Source organism: Mesorhizobium sp. (genome assembly GCF_004962925.1).
GTDB lineage: Bacteria > Pseudomonadota > Alphaproteobacteria > Rhizobiales > Rhizobiaceae > Mesorhizobium.
In genome coordinates, this window is record NZ_SUEO01000025.1 from 1 (window position 1) to 20,236 (window position 20,236).

19 protein-coding genes and 1 riboswitch are annotated in these 20,236 nt (G+C 62.5%); of the genes, 16 read left to right on the forward strand and 3 right to left on the reverse strand.

Annotation, left to right across the window (positions count from 1 at the left end):
• From cobW to E5W87_RS08145, 3 genes are all read right to left on the reverse strand, one after another.
• On the reverse strand, positions 1-878 hold an 878-nt coding region (gene cobW / locus E5W87_RS08135; protein ID WP_292395705.1), incomplete at its 3' end, for a cobalamin biosynthesis protein CobW.
• A complete protein-coding gene (locus E5W87_RS08140; RefSeq protein ID WP_292395707.1) occupies positions 875-1,309 on the reverse strand; it encodes a DUF1636 family protein in 435 nt (144 codons plus the stop codon). The genes E5W87_RS08140 and cobW, both read right to left, overlap by 4 nt.
• A gap of 37 nt (positions 1,310-1,346) precedes the next feature.
• A riboswitch (cobalamin riboswitch) is annotated at positions 1,347-1,551 on the reverse strand.
• A 29-nt stretch (positions 1,552-1,580) separates the two neighbouring features.
• Positions 1,581-2,780, reverse strand: coding sequence for a winged helix-turn-helix domain-containing protein (locus E5W87_RS08145; RefSeq protein ID WP_292395709.1), 1,200 nt, complete (start codon positions 2,778-2,780; stop codon positions 1,581-1,583).
• A 334-nt stretch (positions 2,781-3,114) separates the two neighbouring features.
• Here E5W87_RS08145 and E5W87_RS08150 point away from each other — a divergent pair, with 334 nt between their 5' ends.
• From E5W87_RS08150 to E5W87_RS08225, 16 genes are all read left to right on the forward strand, one after another.
• Positions 3,115-3,480 (forward strand): NADH-quinone oxidoreductase subunit A, encoded by a 366-nt coding sequence (locus E5W87_RS08150; RefSeq protein WP_023798850.1) that lies wholly within the window; start codon positions 3,115-3,117, stop codon positions 3,478-3,480.
• Positions 3,471-4,052 carry an NADH-quinone oxidoreductase subunit B family protein gene (locus tag E5W87_RS08155; protein WP_027156092.1) on the forward strand — a complete coding sequence of 194 codons (582 nt, stop codon included), beginning with the start codon at positions 3,471-3,473 and terminating at the stop codon, positions 4,050-4,052. Before E5W87_RS08150 ends, E5W87_RS08155 begins: the two co-directional genes overlap by 10 nt.
• Before the next feature lie 8 nt (positions 4,053-4,060).
• On the forward strand, positions 4,061-4,663 hold the full coding sequence (locus E5W87_RS08160; RefSeq protein ID WP_292395810.1) for an NADH-quinone oxidoreductase subunit C: 603 nt from the start codon (positions 4,061-4,063) through the stop codon (positions 4,661-4,663).
• Between the two features lie 202 nt (positions 4,664-4,865).
• On the forward strand, positions 4,866-6,056 hold the full coding sequence (locus E5W87_RS08165) for an NADH-quinone oxidoreductase subunit D (protein ID WP_292395711.1): 1,191 nt from the start codon (positions 4,866-4,868) through the stop codon (positions 6,054-6,056).
• Positions 6,057-7,358 (forward strand): NADH-quinone oxidoreductase subunit E, encoded by a 1,302-nt coding sequence (locus tag E5W87_RS08170; protein WP_292395712.1) that lies wholly within the window; start codon positions 6,057-6,059, stop codon positions 7,356-7,358.
• A gap of 10 nt (positions 7,359-7,368) precedes the next feature.
• A complete protein-coding gene (nuoF, locus tag E5W87_RS08175; RefSeq protein WP_127204822.1) occupies positions 7,369-8,673 on the forward strand; it encodes an NADH-quinone oxidoreductase subunit NuoF in 1,305 nt (434 codons plus the stop codon).
• 105 nt (positions 8,674-8,778) lie between these two features.
• A complete protein-coding gene (locus E5W87_RS08180; protein ID WP_292395714.1) occupies positions 8,779-9,468 on the forward strand; it encodes an NADH-ubiquinone dehydrogenase in 690 nt (229 codons plus the stop codon).
• A 74-nt stretch (positions 9,469-9,542) separates the two neighbouring features.
• On the forward strand, positions 9,543-11,624 hold the full coding sequence (gene nuoG / locus E5W87_RS08185; protein WP_292395716.1) for an NADH-quinone oxidoreductase subunit NuoG: 2,082 nt from the start codon (positions 9,543-9,545) through the stop codon (positions 11,622-11,624).
• A gap of 2 nt (positions 11,625-11,626) precedes the next feature.
• Positions 11,627-12,670 (forward strand): NADH-quinone oxidoreductase subunit NuoH, encoded by a 1,044-nt coding sequence (gene nuoH, locus E5W87_RS08190; RefSeq protein ID WP_095483491.1) that lies wholly within the window; start codon positions 11,627-11,629, stop codon positions 12,668-12,670.
• Complete coding sequence (gene nuoI, locus E5W87_RS08195) at positions 12,670-13,161, forward strand: NADH-quinone oxidoreductase subunit NuoI (RefSeq protein ID WP_292395717.1); 492 nt, start codon at positions 12,670-12,672, stop codon at positions 13,159-13,161. The genes nuoH and nuoI overlap by 1 nt, the downstream gene beginning before the upstream one ends.
• A gap of 232 nt (positions 13,162-13,393) precedes the next feature.
• Positions 13,394-14,014: an NADH-quinone oxidoreductase subunit J gene (locus E5W87_RS08200; protein ID WP_292395718.1), complete on the forward strand. Its 621-nt coding sequence runs from the start codon at positions 13,394-13,396 to the stop codon at positions 14,012-14,014.
• 1 nt (position 14,015) lies between these two features.
• The gene (nuoK, locus tag E5W87_RS08205; RefSeq protein ID WP_006335669.1) at positions 14,016-14,324 is read left to right on the forward strand and encodes an NADH-quinone oxidoreductase subunit NuoK; all 309 of its coding nucleotides are present in this window, start codon (positions 14,016-14,018) and stop codon (positions 14,322-14,324) included.
• 11 nt (positions 14,325-14,335) lie between these two features.
• Positions 14,336-16,309 (forward strand): NADH-quinone oxidoreductase subunit L, encoded by a 1,974-nt coding sequence (nuoL, locus tag E5W87_RS08210; protein WP_292395722.1) that lies wholly within the window; start codon positions 14,336-14,338, stop codon positions 16,307-16,309.
• Complete coding sequence (locus E5W87_RS08215; protein ID WP_292395725.1) at positions 16,309-17,814, forward strand: NADH-quinone oxidoreductase subunit M; 1,506 nt, start codon at positions 16,309-16,311, stop codon at positions 17,812-17,814. Before nuoL ends, E5W87_RS08215 begins: the two co-directional genes overlap by 1 nt.
• Before the next feature lie 18 nt (positions 17,815-17,832).
• Entirely contained in the window at positions 17,833-19,269 is a 1,437-nt protein-coding gene (nuoN, locus tag E5W87_RS08220) for an NADH-quinone oxidoreductase subunit NuoN (protein WP_292395728.1), read from the forward strand.
• A gap of 4 nt (positions 19,270-19,273) precedes the next feature.
• Complete coding sequence (locus tag E5W87_RS08225) at positions 19,274-20,095, forward strand: biotin--[acetyl-CoA-carboxylase] ligase (RefSeq protein WP_292395731.1); 822 nt, start codon at positions 19,274-19,276, stop codon at positions 20,093-20,095.
• The last annotated feature ends 141 nt before the right edge of the window (positions 20,096-20,236 follow it).

Here is a 20,236-nt window from a genome sequence, read left to right on the forward strand (position 1 = left end):
CCGACTTCGACGAAACCCTTGACGCGCAGCACGTTTTCTTCCTCCGCCGCCGTGGCGACGCGCAAAGCCAGCTCATCGGGATTGGCGATCGACGGAATGTCGATGACGAAGGAGTCGAAATCGTCATGCTCGTGGTCGAGTTCGTCGTCATGGTGGGTCTTGCGGTTCTCGATATCGTCCTCGACGGCGAGGCCAAGGCCGAGCAGCACAGACGGATCGACCTTACCCTGCGAGGTCGGCACGATCTTGACGGCGCGCGCGGTGTGCTCGCCGATGATGGCATTGGCACGGGCTGAGCCGGCGGCGTCCATCAGGTCGCTCTTCGACAATATAATCAGGTCGGCGCAGGCGAGCTGGTCCTCGAAGACCTCCTCGATCGGATCGTCGTGGTCGAGCGTCTCGTCCTGTGCGCGCTGCGCCTGCAGGGCATCCATGTCGTTGGCAACGCGGCCATCAGCCAGCGCCGGTCCATCGACCACAGCGATGACGCCGTCGACCGTCACCCGGCTCTTCACCGTCGGCCACTGGAAGGCCTGGACCAGCGGCTTGGGCAGAGCGAGGCCGGAGGTTTCGATCAGGATATGGTCGACCCTCGGCGTCAACGACAGGATCTGGTCAAGTGCGGGGACGAAGTCATCGGCGACGGTGCAGCATATGCAGCCATTGGCCAACTCGACGATGTTCTCCTCGGGGCAGGTGTCGATGCCGCAGCCTTTCAGGATCTCGCCGTCGATGCCGATGTCGCCGAACTCGTTGACGATGATGGCCAGCCGCTTGCCCCCAGCGTTTTCGAGCAGATGGCGGATCAGCGTCGTCTTGCCGGCGCCGAGGAAGCCGGTGACGACGGTGCAGGGCACGCGGGAGACGGAAGCGGTCATATCTGGTCCTTCAAAAGGTCGAGGGGAGGGATGCGGGCAACGAGGCCTCGCTTCAGGCAATCGGGGCGGCCGCGCCACGGAATGAGGCCGTCCGTCGAGGTGGCGAAGAGCTTTGCGCCAGCGACGAGATCGGCGCCGCTTGTCGCGGTCAGGTCGCCGAAGACATAGCTCCAGCAGCCGTCGCGCAGGATCGCGGCGCTCAGCCGGCGCTTGCAGTTGCCGAGGCATTCGACGGTGCGGATACGGATATTTTCGCCGGAAGCGGCGCGGCGCGTGTCTTCGGCCAATAATTGGCCGGCGCGGGGATGGGCGTCGGAGCCGGTCTCATCACGGCAGGAGGCGCAGACAATCACCGTGACGCCGGCCATGGCATCACTATCGCCGGACAATACGTCCGCTGTCTCAGCCGAAAAACTGCTGTCGCGTTCCAAATCAGGCTCCTTGCCCGGAAAACCCGCCAGGCGATCGGATTCGTATGTCCTAGACGGCAGGTCTCCTGGCTCGCGGGTCATCGCCTTGGTGCCGCCTTCCCGGGACCGTCCCAGTGGTTTTCGGCCTTGGCTCGTCGCTTACAGTTGCGGGGACAGCCGCGGATTTGAAATCGGAATTTCGCACCGCATTCCCTCTTGGCTCCTCCCTTTGCCGAGAGGAGACCGTCTGGACCGGATTTAGGCTTGTGCAGGCAGTCGTGTCAACGCACGTCTACGACGCGGCAATGTCGGCAAGCGGTTGGCCCAGGTCACCCGCAGGCGTCACCTCGATGCGTTCCAGACCGAGCCAGCCCTGCATTTGCTTCAATTCCTCGAAGAGCTGCGGCGCCGTTTCAGGCGGGGCGCCGGGCTCGGCATAGGCGGCATGGACACGCAGCACGCCGGCCGGGCGGTCGGCCTTGAGGTCGATGCGCGCCACGATCCTTTCGCCGAGCAGGAACGGGAGCACATAGTAACCGTACTGGCGCTTCTCGGCAGGGGTGTAGATCTCGATGCGATAACGGAAGTCGAACAGTCTTTCCGTACGCGCCCGCTCGAAGACGACAGGATCGAACGGCGCGAGTAGGGCGCGTGCCTCGATGTTGCGCGGAAAACGGGCGTCCTTGTGAAGATAGGCTGGCTTGTCCCAGCCTTCGACGCGAACCGGCAAAAGATCACCTGCCTCGACCAGTTCCTCGATGCGACCCTTGATGTCGGCCGGAGAGAGGCGGAAATAGTCGCGCAGGTCGCCCGCTGTCGCGACGCCGTGGGCGCGGGCGGAGATGCGCAGCAATTCGAGATGCGCGTCCTCAGGGGAGGGCACCGGCAAGCTGAGTATTGCCGGCGGCAGCACCCGTTCCGGCAGATCATAAAGCCGCTCGAAGCCACGACGTGATGCCGTGGTGATGCGGCCGGCCCAGAACAGCCATTCAAAAGCGTGCTTGGCGTCGCTCCAGCCCCACCAGCCGCCGTTTCCCTTTTGGCCTTCGAGAGCCGATGCGGCGATCGGGCCGCGCGACACAACCTCGCGGTAAATGTCTTCAATATAAGCGGTGCGTTCGCGCCCCCACTTGGCCAGCCCATTATACATTTCCTCGCCGCGCTCGGCCCGTTCCATGCGCCAGCGCATCAGCGGATAGGTTTCGACCGGTAGAAAAGAGGCTTCATGCGCCCAATATTCGAAGACCGTGCGCTTGCGCGTCACGGCGGCGTTATCGAGCAGCGCAAGCGGGTAGGGGCCAAGTCGCGAATAAAGCGGCATATAGTGGGCGCGCACCACCGCGCTGACGGAATCGATCTGCAGCAGGCCGGTCCGGCCAAGCACACGGGCCAGATGGCGGCGATCGGGCGTGCCGTTAGGGCGAGGGTCGGCAAACCCCTGTGCGGCAAGCGCGATGCGCCGGGCCATGGCGAGCGAGATTTTTTCCTTCATGCAGACGGCACTCTGTTGGCGTTTGACCAAAGGTCGGGCGATGATTCCGTGCCATGCTAGCAGCGTTTTGGCGGCATCTATGTCAGGAGAGAAAAGTGGAGTAAAAAGTGAAGGAAATCAAACAGGAGCAGATCGGACCAGTTTATCCGGATATGCCGTCCAGCACCGTGTTTTGAACAAGGTTTGACTTGCTTCGCCGAAAGCCCTGCGCTAACCCTCGCCGCGTTGCAGCATAGAGCCCCCTAAAACGGTTCAGTGGTTAAACTGTCACGCTTCCGCAAGTGGGTCCGGTGCTGTAATCAGAGTGGATTGGCCGCCAACGGAAAGCCGCAGCATGAACGCATTGTTGAGTTCGTACCTGCCCATCGTCCTGTTCATCGGCGTGGCGCTGGTCGTCGGCCTGGCGCTGCTGGCCGCACCCTTCCTGGTGGCCTACCGCAACCCCGATCCGGAAAAGCTTTCCGCCTATGAGTGCGGCTTCAACTCGTTCGACGACGCCCGCATGAAGTTCGACATCCGCTTCTACCTGGTGTCGATCCTGTTCATCATCTTCGATCTGGAAGTGGCCTTCCTGTTTCCGTGGGCCGTGTCTTTCAGCCAGATCGGCATGCTCGGTTTCTGGTCGATGATGGTGTTTTTGGCGGTGCTGACCATCGGCTTTGCCTATGAATGGAAGAAAGGAGCGCTGGAATGGGATTGAGCGACAATTCCGGCACGCTCGTCGCGCCGAAGCCAAAAGGCATTCTCGACCCCAGCACCGGAAAGCCGGTGGGGGCGAATGATCCTTTCTTCCTCGAGATCAACAACGAGCTGGCCGACAAGGGTTTTCTCGTCACCTCGACCGAGGCGCTGATCACATGGGCGCGCAGCGGCTCGCTGATGTTCATGACCTTTGGTCTCGCCTGCTGCGCGGTCGAGATGATTCACACGTCGATGCCGCGCTATGACTCCGAGAGGTTCGGTGTTGCGCCTCGCGCGTCTCCGCGTCAGTCCGACATCATGATCGTCGCCGGCACGCTGACCAACAAGATGGCGCCAGCGCTGCGCAAGGTCTACGACCAGATGCCGGAGCCGCGCTACGTCATCTCGATGGGCTCCTGCGCCAATGGCGGCGGCTATTACCACTATTCCTATTCGGTGGTGCGCGGCTGCGACCGCGTCGTGCCGGTCGACATCTACGTGCCCGGCTGTCCGCCGAGCGCCGAAGCGCTGCTCTACGGCATCCTTCTGCTGCAGAAGAAGATCCGCCGCACCGGCACGATCGAGCGGTGAACGGGATGATGAACCTGTCGTTGAATGAACTCTCGACCTATCTCGGCGAGAAGCTGAGCGGCCGGATAAGCGATGCGGTGTTTGCCTATGGCGAACTCACCATCTCGGTCGAGCCGCACGATCTGATCGAGGTGGTGACCTTTCTGCGCGACGATAAAAACTGCCAGTTCATCTCGATCATCGACGTGTGCGGCGCTGATTATCCGTCGCGGGCCAAGCGCTTTGACGTCGTCTATCATCTGCTGTCGCCGAAGCAGAATATTCGCATCCGCATCAAGGTCCAGGCCGACGAGGAGACCGTGGTGCCGTCGATCACCGGCGTTTATCCCGGCGCCGACTGGTTCGAGCGCGAAACCTACGATCTCTATGGCGTGCTGTTTTCGGGTCATCCCGATCTCAGGCGGATTCTGACTGATTACGGCTTCGAGGGTCATCCGCTGCGCAAGGATTTCCCGCTGACCGGCTTCGTCGAGGTGCGCTACGACGACGAAGCCAAGCGGGTCATCTACGAGCCGGTGGAATTGAAGCAGGAATTCCGCAATTTCGATTTTCTGTCGCCGTGGGAAGGTACGGATTACGTCCTGCCAGGCGACGAGAAGGCAAAACAATGAGGGCGTGTTGATGGGCAGCTTCTCCGTTTTTCATTGGCTGATTCTCATGATTATTTTTGCGTCTTTGATCGTGCCGTACTGGCGGATCTTTCCGAGAGCCGGTTGGCCCTCCGCATTGAGCATCTTGATGGTTGTCCCGCTTCTGAATCTCGTTCTTTTGTGGGTTGTGGCGTTCAAGAAATGGCCTGGAGACGCGTGAGCCGTGGCTGAGACTTCCGTTCGCAACTTCAACATCAATTTCGGCCCGCAACATCCTGCGGCGCATGGCGTTTTGCGCCTCGTGCTGGAGCTCGATGGTGAAGTCGTCGATCGCGTCGATCCGCATATCGGACTGTTGCATCGCGGTACCGAGAAGCTGATCGAGGCGAAGACATATCTGCAGGCCGTGCCTTATCTCGACCGGCTCGACTATTGCGCGCCGATGAACCAGGAGCATGCCTTTGCGCTTGCCGCCGAGCGGCTGCTCGGCATCGAGGTGCCGAAGCGCGGCCAGCTGATCCGCGTGCTCTATTGCGAGATCGGCCGCATCATGTCGCACATCCTCAATGTGACGACGCAGGCGATGGATGTCGGCGCGCTGACACCGCCCCTGTGGGGCTTCGTCGAGCGCGAAAAGCTGATGGTGTTCTATGAACGGGCCAGCGGCTCGCGCATGCATGCGGCCTATTTCCGGCCAGGCGGCGTCCACCAGGACCTGCCGCAGAAGCTGGTCGAGGATATCGGCAACTGGATCGACCCGTTCCTGAAATCGCTCGACGATCTCGACGCACTGCTGACCGGCAACCGCATCTTCAAGCAGCGCAATGTCGACATCGGCATCGTCTCGCTGGCCGATGCCTGGGCCTGGGGCTTTTCCGGCGTCATGGTGCGTGGTTCGGGCGTCGCCTGGGACCTGCGCAAGTCGCAGCCCTATGAATGCTATGCCGAGATGGATTTCGACATTCCGATCGGCAAGAACGGCGACTGCTTCGACCGTTACCTCGTACGCATGGAAGAGATGCGCCAGTCGGCGAAGATCATGCGGCAGTGCGTCGACCTGTTGCTCGGCAAGGAAGGCACGGGGCCGGTATCGAATCTCGACGGCAAGGTGGTGCCGCCAAAGCGCGCTGCGATGAAGCGCTCGATGGAAGCGCTGATCCATCACTTCAAGCTCTACACCGAAGGCTACCGCGTGCCGGCGGGCGAGGTCTATGCGGCGGTCGAAGCGCCGAAAGGCGAGTTTGGCGTCTACCTGGTCTCGGACGGCACCAACAAGCCCTACCGCTGCAAGCTGCGCGCGCCCGGCTTCGCCCATCTCCAGGCCATGGATTTCCTGTGCCGTGGCCACATGCTGGCCGACGTCACCGCCGTTCTCGGCTCCCTCGACATCGTGTTTGGTGAGGTCGATCGCTAAATGTCAGTCCGCCGTCTCGCAGAAGCCAGCCTCCAGCCAGCCTCCTTCGCCTTCAACCGGGCGAACGCGGCAGCGGCCAAGCAATGGATCAAGAAGTATCCGAAGGGCCGCGAGCAGTCCGCGATCATCCCGTTGCTGATGCTGGCGCAGGAGCAGGAAGGCTGGGTGACCAAAGCGGCGATCGAGACGATCTCCGATATGCTCGACATGCCCTACATCCGTGGGCTCGAAGTCGCGACCTTCTACACGCAGTACCAGCTCAATCCGGTCGGCACCCGCGCGCATATCCAGGTCTGCGGCACCACGCCCTGCATGCTGCGCGGCTCGGAAGCGCTGATGGATGTGTGCCGCTCGAAGATCCATCACGACCAGTTCCACACCAACGACAAGGGTACGCTGTCGTGGGAAGAGGTGGAATGCCTCGGCGCCTGCGTCAACGCGCCGATGGTGATGATTTTCAAGGACACGTTCGAGGATCTGACGCCGGAGCGGCTTGCCGAGATCATCGACCTCTATGATGCCGGCAAGGGCGCCTCGGTGCCGCCGGGGCCGCAGAACGGCCGCATCACCTCCGAGCCGATCACCGGCCTGACGACGCTGAAGAGCGAAAAGGCAATCCTGAAAACGACCCGCGACAGGGAAGCCAAGGCAGCGGCCAAGGCCGCGCAAGGTGCAGCGTCGACTGCCGTCACCGCGCCGGCAGCCCCGGTCGCGCAGGCATCGGCTGCCCCCGTTGCGCCGTCGAAGGCCAGCAAGCCGAAGACCGACGCGCCCGAAACCAGCCCGGCGCTGAGATCGCCTTCCCCGACGAAGGTCGCACCAGAGACGGAAAAGGCGGCGAGCGTCGCCGCACCGCGGCATTCGGCTGCCAACGCCAACAAGGCCGCGCCGGAAGTCGAAAAGGTTTCGAAACAGCGTAGCGGTCCCAAGACGAAGGCCGAGCCCGCGGCTGCTTTCAAGGCGCCAGAAGCCAAGGGCGCACAGCTCGGCGCCGCGGCCAAGCTGACCAAGCCTTCGCTCGACGACAAGAACCGCCCGGCCGGCATCGCAAAGCCGGCACTGGTCGACGATCTCAAGCTGATCTCGGGAGTCGGCCCGAAGATCGAAGGCATCCTGCATTCGCTTGGCATCTTCACCTACGCGCAAGTCGCGTCCTGGAAGAAGGCCGAGCGCGAATGGGTCGACGGCTATCTCAGCTTCCACGGCCGCATCGAGCGCGAAGACTGGGTCAAGCAGGCCAAGGCGCTCGCCAAGGGCGGGGTCGCCGAATATATCCGCGTCTTCGGCAAGAAGCCGGTCTGAGGAACGAACAATGCTTCAGGACAGAGACCGCATCTTCAACAACATCTACGGCCGCTTCGACAAGTCGCTGGCCGGCGCGATGGCGCGCGGCGCCTGGGACAACACGCCAGGCATCATCGCCAAGGGGCGCGATTGGATCGTCAACGAGATGAAGGCATCCGGCTTGCGCGGTCGCGGCGGCGCCGGCTTCCCGACCGGGCTGAAATGGTCGTTCATGCCCAAGCAGAGCGACGGCCGGCCGAGCTATCTCGTCGTCAACGCCGACGAATCCGAGCCCGGCACCTGCAAGGACCGCGATATATTGCGCCATGACCCGCACACGCTGGTCGAGGGCTGCCTGATCGCCGGCTTCGCCATGGGCGCGATCGCCGCATACATCTATGTGCGCGGCGAGTTCATCCGCGAGCGCGAGGCGCTGCAGCGCGCCATTGACGAGGCCTATGAAGCCAAGCTGATCGGCAAGAACAACACGTCCGGCTACGATTTCGACATCTACATGCACCATGGCGCCGGCGCCTATATCTGCGGCGAAGAAACGGCGCTGCTCGAAAGCCTCGAAGGCAAGAAGGGCCAGCCGCGGCTGAAGCCGCCATTTCCGGCCAATGTCGGCCTCTATGGCTGCCCGACGACGGTCAACAATGTCGAGTCCATCGCCGTGGCGCCGACCATCCTGCGCCGTGGCGCTGCCTGGTTCTCGTCCTTCGGTCGGCCCAACAATGTCGGCACCAAGCTGTTCTGCATCTCCGGCCACGTCAACAATCCGTGCACCGTCGAAGAGGCGATGTCGATCCCGTTCCGGGAGCTGATCGAGACGCATTGCGGCGGCATTCGAGGCGGCTGGGACAATCTGCTGGCGGTCATTCCGGGTGGCGCTTCGGTGCCGCTGGTGCCGGCGGAGCAGATTATCGACGCGCCGATGGATTTCGATGCGCTGCGCGACCTGAAATCGGGCCTCGGCACGGCGGCTGTCATCGTCATGGACAAATCGACCGATATCGTGAAGGCGATCGCGCGGCTTTCCTATTTCTACAAGCACGAGAGCTGCGGCCAGTGCACGCCTTGCCGCGAAGGCACCGGCTGGATGTGGCGGGTGATGGAGCGCCTAGTGCGCGGCGAGGCGCAGAAGCGTGAGATCGACATGCTGCTCGACGTGACCAAACAGGTCGAGGGCCACACGATCTGCGCGCTGGGCGATGCAGCGGCATGGCCAATCCAGGGCCTGATGCGGCATTTCCGCGGCGAGGTGGAGCGGCGTATCGACGAGTTTTCGCGCAATGCGCACCGGGCAGAGCCGGTGATGGTGGCGGCGGAATAGAGACGAATTCGAGGTACGGGCGAGTGCCCGATTTGAATACGGGCAAATGCCCGATTTGAAGAAACAGGCTCGGGGCAAACGGAAGAAACGACCAGGAGACCACCTATGTCGCTGCATTCGAAACCCGATCATTTGATGCCAGATTTGGACCCGTTCGAGAAGATGAACCAGGACCTGACCAGGATGATGCCGAACGAGATGGCGAGCGCCGTCAATCTCCTGGCGCACCCTGTCGCGGGTGCGGCAGCGATGTCGGCGCTCGGCATCGGGCTTGCCAATCATGCCTTTGGCGTGTGGATGGGCGCGCTCTCGGGCGCCGCCGAGGCCTCGCAGCGCCTCTTCCAGCCGATCGTCGACGATTTCGATGCCAGGGTCGAACGCTTTTCGGAGGCAGGGACAAGCTCCTCGACCAAGGCTCGCGCGGCGACGAAAACCCTGATCGCCAAGGCGCAGTCCTTCGCCAGGGACGTGAATGACATAGCGGCGAACAGCATGGATGATGCACGGAGCGTGGTGGATGCGCCTGCGGCACCGGCCGGGTTGATGCCGGAGGATTTCAAGCAGCCCAAAGCCACGGATCGTCCGGCAAATCCGGCCGATCTCAAGGCGATATCAGGCATCGGGCCGAAGCTGGAAAAGGTGCTGAACGGCTTGGGCATCTGGACATACGGCCAGATCGCGGCATGGACGCCGGAAGAGATCGCCTGGGTCGACGATTATCTGTCGTTCAACGGCCGCATCGATCGCGACGACTGGCTTGGCCAGGCGGCGGCGCTGGCCGAGGCCAAACATTGAATTCAATGCCGCGCGCGGTTTCGGCTGCGCCCGGAAAGAAAGATTGCGGAACGTCCGCAGGGGTTTGAGACGACATGGCAAAGCTCAAGGTCGACGGGAAAGAGATTACTGTACCCGACCACTATACGCTGCTGCAGGCGGCCGAGGACGCCGGTGCGGAAGTGCCGCGCTTCTGCTTCCATGAGCGGCTGTCGATCGCCGGCAATTGCCGCATGTGCCTGATCGAGGTGAAGGGCGGGCCGCCCAAGCCGCAGGCGTCCTGCGCCATGGGCGTGCGCGATCTGCGCCCCGGACCGAACGGCGAAACGCCGGAAATCTTCACCAACACGCCGATGGTCAAGAAGGCCCGGGAAGGCGTGATGGAATTCCTGCTGATCAACCATCCGCTCGATTGCCCGATCTGCGACCAGGGCGGCGAGTGCGACCTGCAGGACCAGGCGATGGCGTTCGGCGTCGATTCCTCGCGCTATCACGAGAACAAGCGGGCGGTCGAAGACAAATATATCGGGCCGCTGGTCAAGACGATCATGAACCGCTGCATCCATTGCACGCGCTGCGTCCGCTTCACCACCGAAATTGCCGGCATTTCCGAGCTCGGCCTGATTGGCCGCGGCGAGGACGCCGAGATCACCACCTATCTCGAAAGCGCGATGACCTCGGAACTGCAGGGCAACGTCATCGACCTTTGCCCCGTCGGTGCGCTGACCTCCAAACCCTACGCCTTCCAGGCGCGGCCGTGGGAGCTGACCAAGACCGAATCCATCGATGTGATGGATGCTGTCGGCTCGGCGATCCGTGTCGATTCCAGGGGCCGCGAGGTGATGCGCATCCTGCCGCGTACCAACGAGGCGGTGAACGAAGAGTGGATTTCCGACAAGACCCGCTTCATCTGGGACGGCTTGCGCACCCAGCGCCTCGACCGGCCCTACGTACGCAAGGACGGCAAGCTGACCCCGGCAAGCTGGGCCGAGGCTTTTTCGGCGATCAAGGAAGCGGTGTCGAGCGCCGCACCCGACAAGATCGGCGCCATTGCCGGCGATCTCGCCGCCGTCGAGGAGATCTATGCGCTGAAGCTGCTGATGGCCTCGCTCGGCTCGAAGAACACCGATTGCCGTCAGGATGGTACCGCGCTCGATCCGTCGCTCGGCCGGGCAAGCTATATCTTCAACCCGACCATCGAGGGCATCGAGCAGGCCGACGCGGTGCTGATCATCGGCGCCAATCCGCGCTTCGAAGCGTCCTTGCTCAACGCCCGCATCCGTAAGCGCTGGCGGGTCGGCAACCTGCCGGTCGGCGTCATCGGCGATGTCGGCGATACCCGCTACGACTATGAGCAGCTCGGCGCCGGAACGGAATCGCTGAAGGATCTAGCCGACGGCAACGGCAAGTTTTTCCAGGTGCTGAAAAAGGCGACACACCCGCTTGTTATAGTCGGCCAGGGCGCGCTTGCGCGTTCGGATGGCGCGGCCGTGCTCGGCCAGGCGGCCAAGCTCGCCATCGCCGTCAATGCCGCGAGAGCCGACTGGAACGGCTTTGCCGTGCTGCACGCTGCGGCGGGGCGGGTCGGCGGGCTCGATGTCGGCTTCGTGCCGGGCGAGGGCGGCAAGAACGTCGCCGGCATGCTGGGCGACACGGACGTGCTGTTCCTGCTCGGCGCCGACGAGATCGACATGGCCAAGACCGGCGGCGCCTTCGTCGTCTATATCGGCACGCATGGCGATCAGGGCGCACACCGCGCCAATGTCATCCTGCCGGGTGCCGCGTATACCGAAAAATCGGGTACCTACGTCAACACCGAGGGCCGCGTGCAGCAGACCAATCGCGCCGGCTTCGCGCCGGGCGATGCGCGCGAGGACTGGGCAATCCTGCGGGCGCTGTCGGATGTGCTTGGCAAGAAGCTGCCGTTCGATTCGCTGCCGCAGCTTCGCGCAAAACTCTATTCGGAATACCCGCATCTCGCCCGCATCGACCAGGTCGCGGCCGGCAACGCCGATGATATCGCCGGGGTAGCGAAGCTCGGCGGGCGGCTGAACAAGGGCGCCTTCACTTCGCCGGTCAAGGATTTCTACCTGACCAACCCGATCGCGCGGGCTTCCGCCGTGATGGCGGAATGCTCGGCGCTGGCGAAAAACGGCTTCAGGCAGGCGGCGGAATAAGCATGGACACCTTCTTCTCCTTCTACGTGCTGCCGGCGCTGATCATCCTGTTGAAGTCGGTCGTGCTGATCGTCGTGCTGTTGATCTTCGTCGCCTACATCCTGTACGCGGACCGCAAGATCTGGGCGGCGGTGCAGTTGCGCCGCGGCCCGAACGTCGTCGGCCCATGGGGCACGCTGCAGGCTTTCGCCGACCTTCTGAAGTTCGTGTTCAAGGAACCGGTGATTCCGTCCGGCGCCAACAAGGGCGTTTTTCTGCTGGCGCCGCTGGTGTCGGCGGTGCTGGCGATCTCGGCCTGGGCGGTCATTCCGGTCAACGAGGGCTGGGCGATCGCCAACGTCAATGTCGGCATCCTCTATGTCTTCGCCATCTCCTCGCTCGAGGTCTATGGCGTGATCATGGGCGGCTGGGCATCCAACTCGAAATACCCATTCCTCGGCGCGCTGCGCTCGGCGGCGCAGATGGTGTCCTACGAAGTCTCGATCGGCTTCGTCATCGTCACCGTGCTGCTTTGCGTCGGCTCGCTCAATTTGTCCGATATCGTGCTGTCGCAGCAGGATGGATTGGGTACGCGGGTCGGCCTGCCCAACACCTTCCTCGACTGGCATTGGCTGTCGCTGTTCCCGATGTTCGTCATCTTCTTTATCTCGGCGCTGGCCGAGACGAACCGCCCGCCTTTCGACCTTGTGGAAGCCGAATCGGAGCTCGTCGCCGGCCATATGGTCGAATATTCGTCGACGCCGTTCCTGCTGTTCTTCCTCGGCGAGTATGTCGCCATCGTTTTGATGTGCGCGCTGGCCACCATCCTGTTCCTCGGCGGCTGGCTGCCGCCCTTCGACTTCGCTCCCTTCACCTGGGTGCCCGGTCTGATCTGGTTCGTGCTCAAGGTCTGCCTGGTGTTCTTCATGATCTCCATGGTGAAGGCCTTCGTGCCGCGCTACCGCTACGACCAGCTGATGCGGCTCGGCTGGAAGGTCTTCCTGCCGATCTCGCTGGCGATGGTGGTGATTGTCGCCGCGTTCCTCAAGATCACGGGGTTTGCGTGATGTCCGCTCTAGCCCAAGCCGCAAAGTCGCTGCTCCTGCAGGACTTCGTCAGCGCCTTCTTCCTGTCGATGCGCCAGTTCTTTGCGCCGAAGGAGACGATCAACTATCCGCACGAGAAGGGGCCGATCAGCCCGCGCTTCCGCGGCGAGCATGCGCTGCGCCGCTATCCGAACGGCGAGGAACGCTGCATCGCCTGCAAATTGTGCGAGGCGATCTGCCCGGCGCAAGCCATCACCATCGAGGCCGGCCCGCGACGCAACGACGGCACGCGCCGCACCGTGCGCTACGACATCGATATGGTGAAGTGCATCTATTGCGGCTTCTGCCAGGAAGCCTGCCCGGTCGACGCCATTGTCGAGGGGCCTAATTTTGAATTCGCGACCGAGACGCGCGAGGAACTTTATTACGACAAGGACAAGCTGCTGGCCAATGGCGACCGCTGGGAGCGCGAACTGGCGCGCAACCTGTCGCTGGATGCGCCGTACCGCTGACATTTGACGCATGGACGGGGCGAGCGGCCTCGTTCAGAGGATGATCCCGAAAAGTTGCGGACTTTTCGGACAAGATCATCCTCCGGAATTGAAAGTGTCGCATGTTTTCTTTCGATCCGGGTCTTTCAACCCGATCGAAACATGCGATAGGAACACGCAACTTGCCGGCCGGAGGCCGTGGCAAACATCGAACAGGACGAATGTCCTGTTTGGACAGGAACCGGGGGAACCCATGCTGAGTGGACTAGAGGCGGCCTTTTTCTACCTCTTCGCCTTTATCGCGGTGGCGTCGGCGTTCATGGTCATTTCGGCGCGCAATCCCGTGCATTCGGTGCTGTTCCTGATCCTGACCTTCTTCAACGCCGCCGGCCTGTTCATGCTGACCGGCGCCGAGTTCCTGGCGATGATCCTGCTCGTCGTCTATGTTGGCGCGGTCATGGTGCTGTTCCTGTTCGTCGTCATGATGCTCGACGTCGATTTTGCCGAAATGAAGGAAGGCGCCCTGCAATACGCGCCGATCGGCGCGCTGGTCGGGCTGATCCTGGCGGCGGAGCTGATCGTCGTGCTCGGCGGCTATACGTTCGCGCCGCAACTGGCGGCGACGGTGTCAAAGCCCATTCCGGATCTTGCCGCGCGCTCGAACACGGCAGCGCTCGGCGACATCCTCTATACCGACTACCTCTACTACTTCCAGGTTGCGGGCCTCATACTGCTGGTCGCCATGATCGGCGCCATCGTGCTGACGCTGCGCCATAAGCCGGGCGTCAAGCGGCAGTCAATCGCTGCCCAGGTTGGCCGCACTCCGGCGACTGGAATGGAAATCCGCAAGGTCAAGACGGGCGAAGGAATCTGAGATGACCGTCGGCATCGCACACTATCTGACCGTATCGGCGATCCTGTTCACGCTCGGCGTGTTCGGCATTTTCCTCAACCGCAGGAACATCATCGTCATTCTGATGTCGATCGAGCTGATCCTGCTCGCGGTCAACATCAATTTCGTCGCCTTCTCGGCAGCGCTCGGCGATCTCGTCGGACAGGTGTTCGCACTGTTCGTGCTGACGGTCGCAGCGGCTGAAGCGGCGATCGGCCTCGCCATTCTCGTCGTCTTCTTCCGCAACCGCGGTTCGATCGCAGTCGAAGACGTGAACATGATGAAGGGTTGACGGAAACCACCATGCATCAGGCCATCGTCTTCCTTCCTCTGCTCGGCTTCCTGATCGTCGGCCTGTTCGGCACGTCGCTCGGCGCCAAGGCGTCCGAATACATCACCTCTGGCTTCCTGGTGATATCGGCCGTGCTGTCGTGGGTCGCCTTTTTCTCGGTCGGGTTCGGCGAGGGCGAGGTATTCACCGTGCCGGTGATGCGCTGGATCCAGTCGGGCGGGTTAGAGGCGGCATGGGCGCTCAGGATCGACACGCTGACGGTGGTGATGCTGGTCGTGGTCAACACGGTGTCGGCGCTGGTCCACATCTACTCGATCGGCTACATGCATCACGACCCGAACCGGCCGCGCTTCTTCGCCTATCTGTCGCTGTTCACCTTCGCGATGCTGATGCTGGTAACGGCCGACAACCTCGTGCAGATGTTCTTTGGCTGGGAAGGCGTCGGCCTCGCTTCCTATCTGCTGATCGGCTTCTGGTACAAGAAGCCGTCGGCCAATGCCGCCGCGATCAAAGCCTTCGTCGTCAATCGCATCGGCGATTTCGGCTTTGCGCTCGGTATCTTCGGCGTGTTCGTGCTGTTCGGCTCGGTCAATCTCGGCACCATCTTCGCCAATGCGGCGACGTTCATCCCGGCCGAAGGCGCACCGCAGGGTGCTGCCGTGCTGACTTTCCTCGGCTATGCGCTCGACAAGCAGGCTGCGATGACCGTCGTCTGCCTCCTTTTGTTCATGGGCGCCATGGGCAAGTCGGCACAGGTGCCGCTGCACACCTGGCTGCCGGACGCCATGGAAGGCCCGACGCCGGTCTCGGCGCTCATCCATGCCGCCACCATGGTGACGGCCGGCGTGTTCATGCTGGCGCGGCTGTCGCCGCTGTTCGAACTGTCGCATTCGGCGCTGATCGTGGTCACCTTCATCGGCGCCTTCACCGCCTTCTTCGCGGCGACCGTCGGCCTCGTTCAGAACGACATCAAGCGTGTCATCGCCTATTCGACCTGCTCGCAGCTCGGCTACATGTTCGTGGCGCTCGGCGTCGGCGCCTATGGCGCGGCGATCTTCCATCTGTTTACGCATGCCTTCTTCAAGGCGCTGCTGTTCCTCGGCTCGGGCTCGGTGATCCACGCCGTCTCCGACGAGCAGGACATGCGCAGGATGGGTGGCCTCAGGACGCTCATTCCGAAGACCTACTGGATGATGGTGATCGGCACGCTGGCGCTGACCGGCGTCGGCATTCCGGTGACGGTGATCGGCACCGCCGGCTTCTTCTCCAAGGACGCGATCATCGAAAGCGCCTTTGCCGCGCACAATCCGGTGGCTGGCCTTGCCTTCGTGCTGCTGGTCGTCGCCGCCTGCTTCACCAGCTTCTATTCCTGGCGGCTGATCTTCATGACCTTCCACGGCCAGCCGCGGGCGAGCCACGAGGTCATGCACCATGTCCATGAATCGCCGCCGGTCATGCTGGTGCCGCTGTTCATCCTGGCGGTGGGCTCGCTGTTCGCCGGCGTGATCTTCCATGGCGCCTTCATCGGCGAGGGCTATGCCGAGTTCTGGAAGGCGTCGCTGTTCACGCTGCCGGAAAACCATATCCTACACGACATGCACGAAGTGCCGTTGTGGGTGAAGCTGGCGCCGTTCATCGCCATGCTGATCGGCTTTGCGATTGCCTGGCAATTCTACATCCGCGCGCCGGAAATGCCGAAAAACCTGGCGGCGCAGCATCGCGGGCTCTACGCCTTCCTGCTCAACAAGTGGTATTTCGACGAACTTTTCGATCTCCTGTTCGTGCGGCCGGCAAAACGCCTCGGCCACTTCCTGTGGAAGACCGGTGACGGCACCGTAATCGACGGGCTGGGTCCGGACGGTATTTCGGCGCGCGTCGTCGACGTCACCAACCGGGTCGTCAAGCTGCAGACCGGCTACCTCTATCACTACGCCTTCGCCATGCTGATCGGCGTTGCCGCACTCGTCACCTGGATGATGCTCTGATGACAGCCTGGCCGATCCTCTCGCTGGTCACCTTCCTGCCGCTGGTTGGCGTGCTGCTCATCCTGTTCGTCCGTGACGACAGCGAGAATGCGCGCCGCAACATCCGCGCCATCGCGCTGTTGACGACGACGTTCACCTTCGTGATTTCGCTGTTCATCTGGACCGGCTTCGACAATTCGGAACCTGGCTTCCAGTTCGTCGAGAAGTTTGCCTGGCTGGATTCCGGCATTTCCTACCATATGGGCGTGGACGGCATTTCCATGCTGTTCGTCATCCTGACCACCTTCCTGATGCCGCTCTGCATCCTGGCTTCGTGGGAATCGATCGAAACGCGCGTCAAGGCCTACATGATCGCCTTCCTGTTGCTGGAGACGCTGATGATCGGCGTGTTCTGCGCGCTGGACATCGTTTTGTTCTACGTCTTCTTCGAAGCCGGCCTGATCCCGATGTTCATCATCATCGGCGTGTGGGGCGGCAAGCGGCGCGTCTATGCCTCGTTCAAGTTCTTCCTCTACACGCTGGCCGGCTCGGTGCTGATGCTGCTTGCCATCATGGCGATGTTCTTCCAGTCCGGCACCACCGACATCCCGACGCTTCTGACGCACAACTTCCCGGCCACCATGCAGACCTGGCTATGGCTCGCCTTCTTCGCGTCCTTTGCCGTGAAGATGCCGATGTGGCCGGTGCACACCTGGCTGCCGGACGCCCATGTCGAGGCGCCGACGGCGGGTTCGGTGATCCTGGCCGCCATCCTGCTGAAGATGGGCGGATACGGTTTCCTGCGCTTCTCCTTGCCGATGTTTCCGATCGCCTCGGAGATGTTCGCGCCGCTGGTCTTCGCGCTGTCCGTCGTCGCCATCATCTACACCTCGCTGGTGGCGCTGATGCAGGAGGACATGAAGAAGCTGATCGCCTATTCGTCGGTCGCCCATATGGGCTTCGTCACCATGGGCATTTTCGCGATGAACCAGGAAGGCGTCCAGGGGGCGATCTTCCAGATGCTGTCGCACGGCCTGGTCTCGGGCGCGCTGTTCCTCTGTGTTGGTGTCATCTACGACCGCATGCACACGCGCGACATCGACGCCTATGGCGGGCTGGTCAACAACATGCCGAAATACGCCACCGTGTTCATGATCTTCACCATGGCCAATGTCGGCCTGCCCGGCACCAGCGGCTTTGTCGGTGAGTTCCTGACCATGCTCGGCGTGTTCCGGGTCAACACCTGGGTGGCGTTCTTCGCCGCCACCGGCGTCGTCCTATCGGCGGCATATGCGCTGTGGCTCTATCGCCGGGTGATCTTCGGCGCGCTGACCAAGGAAAGCTTGAAAAACCTGCTCGACCTGTCGGCGCGCGAGAAGGTGATCATCTATCCGCTGGTCGCGCTGGTCATCTTCTTCGGCGTCTACCCGGCGCCGGTCTTCGACGCGACGGCCGAATCGGTCAAGGCGCTCGTCACCAATGTCACCGCATCCATCAACACCGCGCAGACCGCGGCGGCGAACTGACTGAGAGGTTTGCGAACCATGACGCCGGACCTTCTCTCCAGCCTGTCGCTCTCGACACCAGAGCTGATCCTCGCCATCGGCGCCCTGGCGCTACTGATGCTCGGCGCCTATTCGCGCGCCAACACCACCACCACGGTGAGCGGTCTTGCCGTCGCCGTCTTGGTCGTTGCCGCCGCCTGGACGATCTTTTCCACCGGGCAGGGCTATGCCTATGGCGAAGCCTTCGTCCAGGATCCCTTCGCCCGCTTCATGAAGGTGCTGGCGCTGATCGGGTCAGCGGTGACGCTGGTCATGTCGATGCGTTTCGCCAAGGCCGAGCATTTCGACAAATTCGAATATCCGGTGCTGATCCTGCTGTGCACGCTCGGCATGATGCTGATGATCTCGGCCAACGGCATGATCGGGCTTTATCTCGGCCTCGAATTGCAATCGCTGGCGATCTACGTGCTGGCGGCGATCAACCGCGACAATCTGCGCTCGACCGAGGCGGGGTTGAAATATTTCGTCCTCGGCGCGCTGTCGTCGGGCATGCTGCTTTACGGCATCAGCCTCGTCTACGGCTACACCGGCAACACCGGATTCCAGGAAATCGCCACGGCGCTGGGCGGCGGCGAGCGGCAGCTTGGCCTCGTCTTCGGCCTGGTCTTCGTGCTGGCCGGCCTCGCCTTCAAGATATCGGCGGTGCCGTTCCACATGTGGACGCCGGACGTCTATGAAGGCGCACCGACGCCGGTGACGGCCTTCCTCGCCGCGGCGCCGAAGATGGCGGCGATGGCGCTGATCGTGCGCGTCACCATGGGCGCGTTCAAGCCGATCGCCGCAGACTGGCAGCAGATCATTGTCTTCATCTCGATCGCCTCGATGGCGCTGGGCGCCTTCGCGGCCATCGGCCAGACCAATATCAAGCGGCTGATGGCTTATTCCTCCATCGGCCATATGGGCTACGCGCTGGTCGGCCTCGCCGCCAACAGCCAGGCCGGCGTGCGCGGCGTCGCCATCTACATGCTGATCTATCTGGTGATGACGCTCGGCACCTTCGCGTTCATCCTCGCCATGCGGCGCAAGGAAGGCAATGTCGAACAGATCAGTGATCTCGCCGGCCTGTCGTCGACCAATCCGATCATGGCGACGATCCTCACCATCCTGATGTTCTCGCTGGCCGGCATCCCGCCGCTCGCCGGCTTCTGGGGGAAGTGGTACGTGTTCCTCGCCGCCATCAACGCCAATCTCTACGCGCTGGCGATCATCGGCGTGCTGGCCTCGGTGGTGGGTGCCTATTATTATCTGCGCATCATCAAGATCATGTGGTTCGACGAACCGGTCGGCGGCTTTGTGCCGATGGCAACCGAGCTTCGCGTCGTGCTCGGCGTCTGCGGCGCCTTCGTGCTGTTCTACGTGTTGATCGGCGGACCGATCGGCACCTATGCCGAAGCCGCCGCCAAGACATTTTTCTGACGGGATGGCATTTCGGCTGGCTCCCACAGCGGCGTCGGAAGGATTCCGGCTCGAGGCACATGACACGGTCGGTTCCACCAATGCGCTGGCGCTGGACCGTGCGCGGGCGGGGGACCTGGGAAAGCTTTGGGTCGTTTCAAAAAAACAGGAAAGCGGGCGTGGCCGGCGCGGCCGGGTGTGGGCGACGCCCGAGGGCAATCTGGCGGCAACGCTGCTGGTGGTCACCAACACCGAGCTTCGTCTCGCCGCGACGCTCGGCTTCGTCGCCGGCCTGGCGCTGGCCGATGCGCTCGACGCTGTCGCGCCGAAGGGCAGGATCGCAATCGGCCTCGACGGCGGCAGCGATGGGAAAAACCGTTTCGAGCTGAAATGGCCGAACGATGTGCTCGCCTCCGGTGCCAAGCTTGCCGGCATCCTGCTGGAATCGGCGATACTCGAAGGCGATCGCTTCGCGGTGGCGGTGGGCATCGGTGTCAATGTTGTGGCTTATCCCAAAGATTTGCCTTATCCGGCGACATCGCTTAGCGCGCTGGGCGCTGCTTGCGATGCCGAGACGTTGTTTCTGGCGCTGTCGGATGCCTGGAGCGAGAATGCGCGGCTGTGGAATGAGGGGCGCGGACTGTCCGCCGTCAGGCAGCGCTGGCTGGCGCGCGCGGCAGGGCTTGGCGGGCAGGTTGCTGTCAGAATTGACGGTAATGTGGTGCGCGGCACGTTCGAGACCATTGACGAGGACTGCCGTTTCGTGATCCGCGACGATGAGGGTTCGGTTCTAACGATCGCCGCCGGCGATGTGCATTTTGGCGCGGTCGCGTCGGCTCAGGTTTGACGGGCCCAGATTAGACGGGCTTGGTTTGACCGGCCAGGAAAGGAAAGATCATGGCGAAAGCTGAAAACGCCGAACTCGTCTTCGTGCCGCTCGGCGGCGTCGGCGAGATCGGCATGAACTTCGCCCTCTACGGCTACGGGC